13 protein-coding genes and 1 other annotated feature are annotated in these 12,307 nt (G+C 39.5%); of the genes, 12 read left to right on the top strand and 1 reads right to left on the bottom strand.

Annotated features, from left to right (window positions below; genetic code table 11):
- Nucleotides 1-172: 172 nt before the first annotated feature.
- The 12 genes from DVW83_RS07660 to sufB all read left to right on the top strand — a co-directional run bounded on the left by DVW83_RS07660 (nt 173) and on the right by sufB (nt 11,548).
- Nucleotides 173-1,012, top strand: a complete 840-nt coding sequence (locus DVW83_RS07660; protein ID WP_104660670.1) for a LysR family transcriptional regulator — start codon at nt 173-175, stop codon at nt 1,010-1,012.
- A 168-nt stretch (nt 1,013-1,180) separates the two neighbouring features.
- Nucleotides 1,181-2,368, top strand: coding sequence for an FtsW/RodA/SpoVE family cell cycle protein (locus tag DVW83_RS07655; protein ID WP_104660669.1), 1,188 nt, complete (start codon nt 1,181-1,183; stop codon nt 2,366-2,368).
- A 6-nt stretch (nt 2,369-2,374) separates the two neighbouring features.
- The gene (locus tag DVW83_RS07650; protein ID WP_005879220.1) at nt 2,375-2,731 is read left to right on the top strand and encodes an arsenate reductase family protein; all 357 of its coding nucleotides are present in this window, start codon (nt 2,375-2,377) and stop codon (nt 2,729-2,731) included.
- Between the two features lies 1 nt (nt 2,732).
- The gene (locus DVW83_RS07645) at nt 2,733-3,071 is read left to right on the top strand and encodes a glycine cleavage system protein H (protein ID WP_005879218.1); all 339 of its coding nucleotides are present in this window, start codon (nt 2,733-2,735) and stop codon (nt 3,069-3,071) included.
- Nucleotides 3,072-3,156: 85 nt separating this feature from the next.
- Nucleotides 3,157-3,421, top strand: a binding site (T-box leader).
- A 65-nt stretch (nt 3,422-3,486) separates the two neighbouring features.
- A complete protein-coding gene (locus tag DVW83_RS07640; RefSeq protein ID WP_016176964.1) occupies nt 3,487-4,521 on the top strand; it encodes a methionine ABC transporter ATP-binding protein in 1,035 nt (344 codons plus the stop codon).
- Complete coding sequence (locus DVW83_RS07635) at nt 4,514-5,200, top strand: methionine ABC transporter permease (protein WP_081134545.1); 687 nt, start codon at nt 4,514-4,516, stop codon at nt 5,198-5,200. Before DVW83_RS07640 ends, DVW83_RS07635 begins: the two co-directional genes overlap by 8 nt.
- 23 nt (nt 5,201-5,223) lie before the next feature.
- Nucleotides 5,224-6,078 (top strand): MetQ/NlpA family ABC transporter substrate-binding protein, encoded by an 855-nt coding sequence (locus DVW83_RS07630; protein ID WP_005879211.1) that lies wholly within the window; start codon nt 5,224-5,226, stop codon nt 6,076-6,078.
- A 309-nt stretch (nt 6,079-6,387) separates the two neighbouring features.
- Entirely contained in the window at nt 6,388-7,161 is a 774-nt protein-coding gene (gene sufC, locus DVW83_RS07625; protein WP_104660668.1) for a Fe-S cluster assembly ATPase SufC, read from the top strand.
- A 12-nt stretch (nt 7,162-7,173) separates the two neighbouring features.
- Nucleotides 7,174-8,463 (top strand): Fe-S cluster assembly protein SufD, encoded by a 1,290-nt coding sequence (gene sufD, locus DVW83_RS07620; protein ID WP_104660667.1) that lies wholly within the window; start codon nt 7,174-7,176, stop codon nt 8,461-8,463.
- Nucleotides 8,460-9,695: a cysteine desulfurase gene (locus DVW83_RS07615; RefSeq protein WP_137239200.1), complete on the top strand. Its 1,236-nt coding sequence runs from the start codon at nt 8,460-8,462 to the stop codon at nt 9,693-9,695. The genes sufD and DVW83_RS07615 overlap by 4 nt, the downstream gene beginning before the upstream one ends.
- Nucleotides 9,682-10,152, top strand: coding sequence for a Fe-S cluster assembly sulfur transfer protein SufU (gene sufU / locus DVW83_RS07610; RefSeq protein ID WP_104660665.1), 471 nt, complete (start codon nt 9,682-9,684; stop codon nt 10,150-10,152). The genes DVW83_RS07615 and sufU overlap by 14 nt, the downstream gene beginning before the upstream one ends.
- A gap of 4 nt (nt 10,153-10,156) precedes the next feature.
- On the top strand, nt 10,157-11,548 hold the full coding sequence (sufB, locus tag DVW83_RS07605) for a Fe-S cluster assembly protein SufB (RefSeq protein ID WP_104660664.1): 1,392 nt from the start codon (nt 10,157-10,159) through the stop codon (nt 11,546-11,548).
- 97 nt (nt 11,549-11,645) lie between these two features.
- Here sufB and DVW83_RS07600 read toward each other — a convergent pair whose 3' ends face one another.
- Nucleotides 11,646-12,242, bottom strand: coding sequence for a site-specific integrase (locus DVW83_RS07600; protein WP_137239198.1), 597 nt, complete (start codon nt 12,240-12,242; stop codon nt 11,646-11,648).
- Between the last annotated feature and the right edge of the window lie 65 nt (nt 12,243-12,307).

The raw sequence follows: 12,307 nt of genomic DNA, 5'->3' as shown, positions 1-12,307 counted from the left end.
ACTTGAACAAGGTCGTTTGTTCAAACTCCCTGAGTAATGATTGGAAAAAGGATCTGTCCTCTTTCCAATTTCAAGCGATGTGCTTTACACTTACTATTATAATCATTTTCTGTTATATTTAAATCAAATAGTTATTATAGCAATTATAATAAAAAGTTATGGAAGTGAGCTTATGTTGAAATTATTGACAACTTTTCGCGTTGTTTATGAAACGAGAAACTTTTCACGTACTGCAGAACTATTGTTTTTATCCCAACCAGCTGTTTCAAACCAAGTGAAACAGTTAGAAAGAGAGCTAGGCGTCATTCTTTTTGAAAGGAATGGCAGAAAAGAAATGAGACCAACAAAACAAGCCGATCTTCTCTATGAACGAGCGCTGATCCTGTTGGAAGAATGGCAAGTAACACAACAGCAACTATTAGATGAACAAAATGAAGAAGAAGTATGCCGGATCGTTGCTTCGCATACATTTGCAGTATATTTGTTGCCGAAAATTTTGCGTTATCTGATTCCAAAATTCCCAAAAGTAAATTTTGTTGTGGCTTTTGCCAATTCCCATGACTCGTTGGATCAAATTGCGAAGCATGACGCTGATTTTGGTTTTATTGAAAAGCCCTTGGAAACGTCAGGAGTACAGCGGTTTTCTTTGATGGAAGATGAATTGGTGATTGCTGGTGATTCAGAAAGTAAACTTTGGCTAGTCAGAGAATCGACTTCTGGTGTTTTTCACTACACTCAACGCTATTTTCAAGAAAAAAATATTCATGGAAAGAAGATGCTCGTTAAAAGTAATGAGGTAATTGCAGCCTTACTAAAAGAAGGAGTTGGCCGATCGATTTTATCGAAACGCGCGGTACCAGAAGGCGTGAAATTTGAATCTGTAGAGTATAAACGGAAATTTTACCTCGTTCAGCGAACCAATCTAGTTTCAGAAGTTCTCCAGTCGATTGCCAAAGAAATACTTGTTTACAATGAAATCTATCAAAGAAAAGAAAAAGACCATCGAGAATAAAGACACGTTTCTTTGAGATTTCTGCAAAGAAACAACTTGAAAATGAGACAGATATGCTTAAATGAGGGAGAGTTTAAAATTTCTCAAATGTCCTTGCTTTAACTTTCTTTTATTTAGGGAGACCGCTATAATAAAGAACAGTATGGTTTTTAAGAAAAGGGATGAAACATGGAAAAAAAAGTAAAAGCTTCTAACGATAACCGGATCGATTATGGCGTGATTTTACCGGTCTTTTTATTATGTTTGATTGGTTTACTGTCTTTATACGTTGCGCTTAGTCATGATCCCAACAATCCGTCAGTAATAAAGGGAGTAGGCATGCAAGTTCTTTGGTACTTAGTCGGATCGGTTGCTATTATAGTGATTATGCATTTGAATTCAAAATGGATCTGGAAACTGACTCCCTATCTATACGGACTAGGATTAGTAGTCATGGCGCTCTTATTGAAATTTTATGATCGTAATTTAGAAGCGTCTACAGGTTCGAAAAACTGGTTTAGTTTTGGTTCCTTCACTTTTCAGCCCGCTGAATTGATGAAAATCGCGTATATATTGATGATGGCACTGATCGTCACGAAACATAACACGCAGTTAAAAGAACGGACAGCAAAATCAGATTTTTGGTTGATAGGGAAAATGTTGATCGTGACACTCCCTGTTTTAGCACTGATCATGGCCCAAGATGATTTTGGGACGATGCTTGTCTTTTTAGCTATTTTTGGAGGAATATTCCTCATGTCAGGAATTTCTTGGCGAATCATTGTGCCTGTGATTGCTTTAGCTGTTCTTGTTGGCGCAGGAACGATTTTTTTAGTTACTACAGACGGCGGAAGAGAATTGCTCTATAAAGTAGGCTTTAAATCATATCAGTTTGCCCGCATCGATTCCTGGCTTGATCCGTTTCACGATACCTCGGGCATGAGCTATCAGCCTGCTCAAGGGTTATTAGCCATCGGAACGGGTGGTTTGTTTGGGAAAGGATTCAATGTAAGTAATATCTATGTGCCCGTGCGTGAGTCAGATATGATCTTTACAGTCATTGGTGAGAATTTTGGCTTTATTGGCGGCGCCTTTGTCATTTTCTTGTATTTTATCTTGATTTATCGTATGATACGGGTCTGCTTTGATACGAATAATGAATTTTATGCGTATATCGCAAGTGGCTTGATCATGATGCTCTTGTTCCATGTCTTCGAAAACATTGGTGCAAACATTGGCTTATTACCATTGACCGGGATTCCTCTTCCTTTTATCAGCCAAGGGGGATCATCCATTTTAGGAAATATGATCGGTATCGGTTTGATCTTATCAATGAGATACCAAAATGAGGCACCTGCAAAAACTTCTAGGAGGTAATAATAGTTGTATCGTTTTTATTGGTACCCTAAATGTTCAACTTGCAAAAAAGCAAAAGCTTGGTTAGATGCACATCACATTGACTATCAAGTCGTTGATATGATTGCAGATACACCATCAGCAGAAACTATCGAAGAATGGCTCACCCATAATGAAATACCGATGCGCCGTTTATTCAATACAAGCGGAATGAAGTATCGGGAGTTAGGGCTGAAAGATCAAATCGCTGATTTTTCAGTAAAAAAAGCTAGTGCTGTTCTTTCTACTGATGGAATGCTCATCAAACGTCCGTTGATCGTCAAAGACAAACAACTCGTTGCAATTGGCTTTAATGAAAAAACATACGAAGGAGTATTGATATAAAATGGCTGGGAAACACTTGAAGAAAAAAAATAATCTTTGGATATTGTTCAATGGCAAAGAATATTGTGTTGGCTTAACGAATGAAGCGCAAGAAGAACTTGGGGATATCACTTTTGCGAATTTACCAAAAGAAGGACAAACTTTTAAAAGCGGTGAACCGTTGATCGAAGTGGAAGCAGAAAAAGCAGTCAATGAATTTGCTAGTCCGTTGTCAGGAACCATTTCTTCTGTGAATGAAAAAATCAATGAAGACATCAACATCTTGAATGATGAAGATGAAATGAATGCATGGATCTTGAGTTTCAAAGAGGTCGATCCCAAAGAATTTGAAGAAATATAAAACAAGAACTTTCAGAAAATAGTAAAAAGCTTTGGGTAAAATATTGACACGTAATTTTACAACTGCTATAATCAGAACAATCATAGATAAAGCTTTGAAAAGAAGAGTACATGTCATAGACGTTTGAAGAGAGCCCTGTCTGCTGAAAATGGGTAACGAACATGAGATGGAAGATGGTCTTAGAGCAGAGTAAGTGAGCCATGGCAAACTTACTACGGGAGTGCCCGTTAAAGCACAGCGGTATACGGAACTGTTTTTGAAGATTCTATCCAAGTACTGTTTAAGGTTGTTATTGTGAAATAGCAGCGAATCAAGGTGGTAACACGGAAGTTTAAGCTTTCGTCCTTTTGCTTAAAGCAAGGGGACGAAGGCTTTTTTGTTTCTAAGTAAAAAATAAAAGGAAGATGTGAGCGATATGTCATTGATCCAATTAACGAATGTCAAAAAAACATTCGGTGGAAAAAATGGAACGATCCAAGCAGTAGATGATGTTTCATTAAACGTTGAAAAAGGTGATATTTATGGAATCGTCGGTTATTCCGGAGCAGGCAAAAGTACGTTAGTTCGACTGCTGAATGGATTAGAACTACCCACTAGCGGAGAAGTAATCGTCAACGGTCAAGAAATCACTAAATTGAAAAATAAAGACTTAAGAAGTTTTCGTAAAAAAATCGGGATGATTTTCCAACATTTCAACTTGTTATGGTCACGAACAGTGTTAGAGAATATTCAGCTTCCTTTAGAATTGGCTGGAGTTCCTAAAGCAAAGCGCAAAGCACGTGCGGAAGAATTACTCGGTCTGGTTGGTTTAGAAGGACGTGGAAACGCATATCCTTCTCAATTATCTGGTGGCCAAAAACAACGTGTCGGGATTGCCAGAGCGTTAGCCAATGACCCAGAAATCCTGCTTTGTGATGAAGCAACTAGTGCATTGGATCCACAGACGACAGAAGAAGTGCTAGATCTCTTGTTAGCGATCAATAAAAAATTGAATTTGACAATCGTCTTGATCACACATGAAATGAACGTCATTCGTAAAATCTGTAATAAAGTAGCAGTGATGGAACGTGGGAAAGTCGTTGAAGAAGGCGATGTCTTGACGGTCTTTAGGAATCCAAGACAAGAAGTCACAAAGCGGTTTGTACAACAAGATATCGAACCTGAAGCAGATTCGAGTGAATTGTTAGCGACATTGATCAAAGAAAACCCTAAAGGACGCTTAGTCACTTTGACATTTAATGAAAAGAATGCCAATGAACCAGTGATTTCACAGGCAATCCGTAAATACAATGTAGATATCAATGTGGTCTACGGAAAAATCAAACAAGCAAAAGAAGGCTCTTTTGGTTCTTTGACCACTCTGATGACAGGAGAGGAAAAAGAATTGGATCAAGCAGAATTGTTTATTAAAGAACAAGGTGTTGGGGTGGAGGTGATCCACCGTGGATAAAAGTTTTGCAGAAACGTACCTAGATTTTAGTAAAATCAATCCAGAAACAATGCAACAGGCGATTATCGATACTCTCTACATGACTTTGATCTCCATGGTCTTAGTCACGATTATCGGGCTGATCTTAGGCTTGATCTTGTACTCTATCGGGCGGAAAAATAAGCCATATGCACGAATCATTTATGGGATTGTTTCAATCATCAGTAATATTTTCCGTTCAACGCCGTTCATGATCTTGATGGTCTTGATCATTCCATTTACAAAAGCGATCGTGGGAACGATGTTGGGAGCTGAAGCAGCAATTCCAGCGCTAGTTCTATCAGCAGCTCCTTTTTACGCACGTTTAGTTGAAATTGCTTTTCGTGAAGTAAGCCCAGGCGTAGTGGAAGCAGCTGATGCAATGGGTGCCAGTTATTGGGAAATCATCTGGAAAGTTCTGATTCCTGAAAGTGTACCTGCACTAATTTCTGGATTGACAGTTACAACGATTTCGATGATTGGGTTTACTGCCATGGCGGGTGCAATCGGTGCTGGTGGACTAGGTGGCCTTGCTTGGCAAGAAGGCTACCAACGTGGTAATCTGACCGTGACATTTGTTGCGACTTTAATTATATTAGTCATTGTTTTTATTGTTCAAGGAATCGGTGATTTCTTAACGAAGAAAACAGATAAAAGATAGTAAGATATAGGGGGATATAGGATATGAAAAAGAAAATTTTTGGATTTGCAGCAGCATTATTGCTGACTGTGGGATTAGCTGCTTGTGGCAACAGTGGCGACACGAAGGACTCAGCATCAAGTAGTAAAAAAGATGATACAACTTTGAAAATCGGTGCTTCACCAACACCTCACGCGGAGATTTTGGAACATGTCAAACCATTGTTAAAAGATGAAGGAATCAAACTAGACATCGTTAAATTCGATGATTATGTCTTACCGAACCAATCATTGGAAGAAGGAGATATCGATGCCAACTACTTCCAACATATTCCTTACTTAAACAAAGAAATCAAAGACAAAGGATATGATTTTGTCAATGCGGGTGCTGTCCACATCGAACCAATGGGCTTGTACTCAAAGAAAATCAAAGATATCTCTGAACTAAAAGATGGTGCAACAGTGATCACTTCAAATTCAGAATCTGACTGGGGAAGAATCATCACGATCCTCAAAGATGCTGGCTTAGTGAAAGTCAAAGACGGTGTTGATTTGGAAACAGCGACATTTGATGATATTTCTGAAAATCCTAAAAACTTGAAATTCAATCACACGATCGATCCATCATTATTAGCTTCAACGTATCAAAATGATGAAGGCGACCTAGTGGCAATCAATGCAAACTTTGCTTATGGTGCCGGTTTGAATCCTCTAAAAGATGCAGTGTTGCTTGAAAAAGACAATTCACCTTATGTGAATATCATTGCTACACGTAAAGGGGACGAAAATAGCGACAAAATCAAGAAATTGATTGAAGTCCTACACCGTGAAGATGTGCAAAAATGGATTGAAGACAAATGGGGCGGTTCTGTTAAACCTGTAGATGCAGACGCAAAATAAAAATGTTGAAAAATGATGAGGTCAAAAAAAAAAAACTAACTTTTGGACGCCGTTTATTCAGAGTTAGAGTCTGTAGCAAAACTGATTTTTAGTTTTGTCCCACACTCATCCAAAGAGTGAGATAAAAGAGAGTTTTAACTTTTATCTTGCTCTTTTTTTATTTCACTTTATATATATTATTATTTAGAAATCATGATTTAATGATAATGCGTGAAAAAACATTTGATTTTAAGCACTTATAACGTTGCGATTCATTCTCAATTAGTCTAAAATGGGTGAGAACGAAACAGAATTTGGAGGTAATTTGGCATGTCTGTCTTAGAAATAAAAAATTTACATGTGTCGATTGAGGAAAAAGAAATCCTTAAAGGCGTCAATTTAACAATGAAAACAGGAGAAATCCACGCAATCATGGGACCTAACGGAACTGGGAAATCAACGTTATCTGCTGCAATCATGGGTAACCCAAACTACGAGGTAACAGAAGGCGAAATCTTGTTTGATGGGAAAAATATATTAGACTTGGAAGTCGATGAACGTGCACGACTAGGTCTGTTTTTAGCCATGCAATATCCAAGTGAGATACCAGGAATCACCAATGCCGAATTCATGCGAGCAGCAATCAATACCAAACGTGAAGAAGACAACAAGATGTCTGTGATGACATTTTTGAAAAAATTAGATGAAAAAATGGCTCTTTTGAATATGCCAGAAGAAATGGCTGAACGTTATCTAAATGAAGGTTTTTCTGGTGGGGAAAAGAAACGAAATGAAATCCTACAACTATTGATGCTCGAACCAACTTTTGCCATTCTAGATGAAATCGATTCTGGACTAGATATCGATGCATTGAAAGTCGTTGCAAAAGGTGTCAATGAAATGCGTAACAATGAGTTTGGTGCATTGATCATCACCCATTATCAACGCTTATTGAACTACATCACACCAGATGTGGTGCATATCATGATGGAAGGCCGAGTAGTGATGACTGGTAATGCGGATCTTGCGAAACGTCTGGAAGCCGAAGGATATGCGGGAATCAGTAGAGAATTAGGAATCGACTACAAAGAAGAAGAAGCGTAAGGAGGAGCAGACATGAAAGAGAAGAAATGGCTCGAACAACTTGACGCTGTCACAAATTTTTCTTTAAGCAAAGGCGAACCTGAATGGATGACGAAATTTCGCCAAGAGGCCTTAGCTAAAGCCGATGAACTACCACTTCCCCATATTGATCGTGTAAAATTCCATCGTTGGCCACTATTCGATATCGAAGACATGGCAGATCAATATAGTGAAGTAGGCAACGTCGCTGTATTTGATGAGATGAAAGATAATCCAGTGCTCGTCCAACAAGGTACATGGACAACATTTGAACAATTATCAACTGAATTAGCTGAAAAAGGCGTCATTTTTACTGATCTGTTCACTGCACTGCAAGAACATCCTGAGTTGGTCAAAGAATACTACATGCAAAAAGCTGTAAAAATGGACGAAGACCAATTGACAGCTTTGCACGCGGCATTCATGAATACCGGATTGTTTTTATATGTCCCTAAAAATGTGGTGATCGATGAACCAATCGAAGCACTATTTTTCCAAGCTGGCGACATTGCACAACATTACTTTAAGCATGTGCTGATCGTAGCCGATGAGCATAGTGAATTTTCTTACTTGGAACGATTCCAAACCACAGGGGAAGAATTGAAAAAAGTATCAGGAAATATCGTTGTTGAAGTCATCGCTAAATCTGGTGCAAAAGTGAAATATTCAGCAGTCGATCAATTAGGTGAATCAATCACTTCTTATATGAATCGCCGAGGATACATCATGCGCGATGCCACAGTTGATTGGGCAATCGGTGTCATGAACGATGGCAATGTGATCGCAGATTTTGATTCTGATCTAGTAGGAGAAGGAGCACACGCAGAAGTGAAGATCGTGGCAATCAGTTCCGGAAAACAAACACAAGGGATTGATACACGGGTAACCAATAAAGCACCTCATACGATTGGCCATATCTTGCAACACGGCGTGATCAGAGAAAGAGGAGCCTTAACATTCAATGGAATCGGTCATATCTTAAAAGGTGCAAAAGGTGCAGATGCACAACAAGAAAGCCGAGTATTGATGCTTTCAGATAAAGCACGAGGAGATGCCAATCCGATCTTGTTGATTGATGAAAATGAAGTAACTGCAGGACATGCCGCAAGTGTCGGGCGCGTCGATCCAGAAGAAATGTATTATCTAATGAGTCGCGGTCTACACAAAGAAGAAGCCGAACGCTTAGTCATTCGTGGTTTCTTAGGTTCAGTGTTAACAGCTATTCCAGTAGAAGCCGTACGAAAAGAATTAGTGGAAGTTATCGAAGGGAAGTTGAAAGCATGATTTCAGCAGAAAAAATCCGACAAGATTTTCCCATTCTTTTTCAAGAAGTCAATGATGAATCCCTTGTTTATTTAGACAATGCGGCAACCACCCAAAAACCAAAAGCTGTTTTAGACGCCTTGAAAGATTATTATGAACATGAGAATGCCAATGTCCATCGTGGAGTGCATACTTTAGCTGAGCGTGCCACGAATTCATATGAAGCCGCAAGAGAAAAAGTGCGAAGCTTCATCAACGCCTCTGAAACTGCGGAAGTGCTATTTACTCGTGGAACAACTACAAGCCTAAATTGGGTCGCACGAAGTTTTGGTGAACAGTTTATCCATGAAGGTGATGAGATCTTGATTTCTTATATGGAACATCACTCAAATGTTATTCCTTGGCAGCAATTAGCCAAAAAAACGGGCGCAAGCTTAAAATATATCGAGTTGACGGAAGATGGCTTTTTAGATATGGAAAAAGCCAAAGAACTGATCAACAGCAACACAAAGATCGTATCGATTGCTCATGTCTCAAATGTCCTTGGTGTCATCAATCCAGTTGAAGAACTGGCACAAATGATCCACGAACAAGGCGGCATCCTAGTAGTTGATGGCGCGCAATCTACACCACATATGGCAATTGACGTACAACAAATCGATTGTGACTTCTTTGCTTTCAGCGGACACAAGATGTGTGGGCCAACAGGTATCGGTGTATTGTATGGCAAAAGAAAATGGCTCGAACAAATGGAACCCGTTGAATTTGGCGGAGAAATGATCGATTTTGTCGAGTTGTATGACAGCACTTGGAAAGAACTCCCATGGAAATTTGAAGCAGGGACACCCAATATCGCAGGAGCAATTGCTCTAGGCTATGCAATCGATTATTTAAAAGCAATAGGCATGGAGAACACTCATCACTATGAAGAAGAGTTAGTCGCTTATGTGTTGCCAAAATTACAACAAATCGAAGGGCTAACGATCTATGGTCCACAAGATCCAGCAAAACGTACAGGTGTGATTGCCTTCAATCTTGACGGTCTCCATCCGCATGATGTGGCAACAGCCCTTGACATGGAAGGAGTAGCGGTCAGAGCAGGTCACCATTGTGCGCAACCGCTACTGAAATGTCTACAAGTCGCGGCCACTGCACGAGCAAGCTTTTACTTTTACAATACAAAACAAGATGCGGATCGTTTAGTCGATGCAATTCTCGCAACAAAGGAGTTTTTCCAACATGGCACTATCTAAACTAGACAATCTTTACCGCCAAGTCATCCTTGATCATTCCTCCCACCCGCATCACCGAGGAACGTTGAGCGCATCAACCAGCAAGATCGAATTGAACAATCCCACTTGTGGCGATGTCATCGAATTGCAGATCGAAGTTGACGATGGAATCATCAAGAATATCGCATTTGATGGCAGCGGCTGTTCGATCAGCACAGCCAGTGCATCTATGATGACAGATGCAGTCATCGAGAAGTCAGTCGAAGAAGCAGAAAAGTTAGCCGTTGATTTTTTACAACTTGTCCAAGGTAAAGAAGTAGCAGATCTAGATAAGTTAGGAGATGCAGCAATGCTAAGCGGTGTCGCTAAATTTCCTGCCAGAATCAAATGTGCCACTTTAGGCTGGAAAGCTTTAGGAAAAGCAATGGAAGAAGACGGTACTGCAACCTTCCATCATTACCATAAGGAAGAGGAGTGAGAATATGGGCGTACCAGAATTAGAAGAATACAAATTTGGTTTTCACGATGATGTAGAACCAGTTTTTAGTACAGGAGAAGGACTAACAGAAGAAGTTGTTCGCGAAATGTCTAAAATCAAAGGCGAACCAGAATGGATGCTTGAATTTCGCTTGAAATCACTAGAAACATTCAACAAAATGCCAATGCAAAGTTGGGGACCCGATTTATCAGACATTGATTTCAATGCCATCAAATATTATCAAAAACCAAGTGACAAGCCAGCACGTGACTGGGAAGATGTTCCAGATAAAATCAAAGAAACCTTTGAAAAAATCGGTATACCAGAAGCCGAACGTGCATACTTAGCCGGCGCTTCTGCCCAATACGAATCAGAAGTCGTCTACCATAACATGAAAGATGAATTTGAAAAGTTAGGGATCATTTTTACAGATACAGATTCTGCCTTAAAAGAATATCCAGAACTATTCAAGGAATATTTTTCAAAACTTGTTCCACCAACAGACAACAAATTAGCTGCTCTCAATTCAGCCGTTTGGTCTGGTGGTACATTCATCTATGTACCAAAAGGCGTGAAAGTCGATGTCCCATTGCAAACCTACTTTAGGATCAATGCAGAAAACACAGGACAATTCGAACGTACACTGATTATCGTAGATGAAGGCGCCAGCATCCACTATGTCGAAGGCTGTACTGCGCCAACCTATTCCAGCAATAGTCTACATGCCGCAATCGTCGAAATATTTACTAGAAAAGATGCGTATTGCCGGTATACAACGATCCAAAACTGGTCTAGCAATGTCTACAATCTAGTAACTAAACGCGCAAAAGCTTATGAAGGTGCCACAGTCGAATGGATCGACGGCAACTTAGGTGCAAAAACAACAATGAAATACCCAAGCGTTTACTTAGACGGGAAAGGCGCACGCGGCACGATGCTTTCAATCGCATTCGCCGGAGCCAACCAAGTCCAAGACACAGGAGCGAAAATGATCCACAACGCACCAAACACTTCAAGCTCGATCGTTTCAAAATCAATCTCAAAAGACGGCGGTGAAGTAAACTACCGTGGACAAGTAACTTTTGCAAAAAACAGCCCAGGCTCTATTTCCCACATCGAATGTGATACGATCATCATGGATGAGCTATCCAAGTCTGATACGATCCCATTCAACGAGATCCACAACAGCCAAGTCTCTCTAGAGCACGAGGCCAAAGTCTCAAAAATCTCAGAAGAACAACTCTATTATCTAATGAGCCGCGGCTTGACCGAAGCCGAAGCCACTGAAATGATCGTCATGGGCTTCGTCGAACCATTCACCAAAGAACTACCAATGGAATACGCAGTCGAACTGAACCGATTGATCAGTTATGAGATGGAAGGTAGTGTAGGTTAACCCTGTTATAGGAGCTAGACCCCTTGATATATAAGGGCTCTAGCTTTTTTGTTTTGATAAAAATATTAAAGGTCTGTGCTTTTGTCTGTATCTTGTTTTAGAATCCTACAAAATTCGCGAACTTATTAGCTGTTTTTTCTGCTTCTTCTGGCATTACATGAGAATAAATCTCTAAGGTAATTTTTATATCCTTATGCCCTAGTCGTTCGCTAACCTCTTTGACAGGTACGCCAGCTTGTAATAATAGACTAGCATGTGTATGTCTAAAGTGATGTGGTGTAATCTGTGGCAAATCATATTTTTTTATTAGATACTTTAACCAGTCATTTACAACTTGCGGATAATATAATTCATTGCGTTCGTTAGTAAAAAGATATTGTTCATCACTAGATGTATTAAAACCTAGCGCTAAATAGTCTGTACGTTGCATTGTACGCCATTTTGATAGTACCTTAAGTGTTTCATCATCTAAACTAATTATACGGTTACTAGAAGATGTTTTAGGCGTTTGAATGAGTATCTTATTATTTTCATCAAGCGCTAGAGTTTTACCAATCATCACGCATTTATTTGAAAAATCAATATCTTTCCACTGCAAAGCAAGCAATTCGGATTTTCTAGCCCCGCTGAAAGCTAGTAAGCGAAAAAAAGTCATTTGCTTATAATTTCCAAATTGCTTTAAAGTCAAGTCCATAATCCTGTGTAAAATACTATACAATGTTTTACCGGTCTCTCATTGATCAAACTTAATATATTTTC

Source organism: Enterococcus sp. VV15 (assembly GCF_005236045.1).
In the GTDB taxonomy this organism is placed as follows: domain Bacteria; phylum Bacillota; class Bacilli; order Lactobacillales; family Enterococcaceae; genus Enterococcus_B; species Enterococcus_B durans.
The sequence above is the reverse complement of the archived record's forward strand: the minus strand, read 5'-3'. Positions and strand labels throughout refer to the sequence as shown.

Excerpts from the sequence above, each read along its gene's own strand:
- DVW83_RS07660 (WP_104660670.1), top strand. The coding sequence starts at position 173 with ATGTTGAAATTATTGACAACTTTTCGCGTTGTTTATGAAACGAGAAAC.
- DVW83_RS07655 (WP_104660669.1), top strand. The coding sequence starts at position 1,181 with ATGGAAAAAAAAGTAAAAGCTTCTAACGATAACCGGATCGATTATGGC.
- DVW83_RS07645 (WP_005879218.1), top strand. The coding sequence starts at position 2,733 with ATGGCTGGGAAACACTTGAAGAAAAAAAATAATCTTTGGATATTGTTC.
- DVW83_RS07640 (WP_016176964.1), top strand. The coding sequence starts at position 3,487 with ATGTCATTGATCCAATTAACGAATGTCAAAAAAACATTCGGTGGAAAA.
- DVW83_RS07630 (WP_005879211.1), top strand. The coding sequence starts at position 5,224 with ATGAAAAAGAAAATTTTTGGATTTGCAGCAGCATTATTGCTGACTGTG.
- sufC (WP_104660668.1), top strand. The coding sequence starts at position 6,388 with ATGTCTGTCTTAGAAATAAAAAATTTACATGTGTCGATTGAGGAAAAA.
- sufD (WP_104660667.1), top strand. The coding sequence starts at position 7,174 with ATGAAAGAGAAGAAATGGCTCGAACAACTTGACGCTGTCACAAATTTT.
- DVW83_RS07615 (WP_137239200.1), top strand. The coding sequence starts at position 8,460 with ATGATTTCAGCAGAAAAAATCCGACAAGATTTTCCCATTCTTTTTCAA.
- sufU (WP_104660665.1), top strand. The coding sequence starts at position 9,682 with ATGGCACTATCTAAACTAGACAATCTTTACCGCCAAGTCATCCTTGAT.
- sufB (WP_104660664.1), top strand. The coding sequence starts at position 10,157 with ATGGGCGTACCAGAATTAGAAGAATACAAATTTGGTTTTCACGATGAT.
- DVW83_RS07600 (WP_137239198.1), bottom strand. The coding sequence starts at position 12,242 with ATGGACTTGACTTTAAAGCAATTTGGAAATTATAAGCAAATGACTTTT.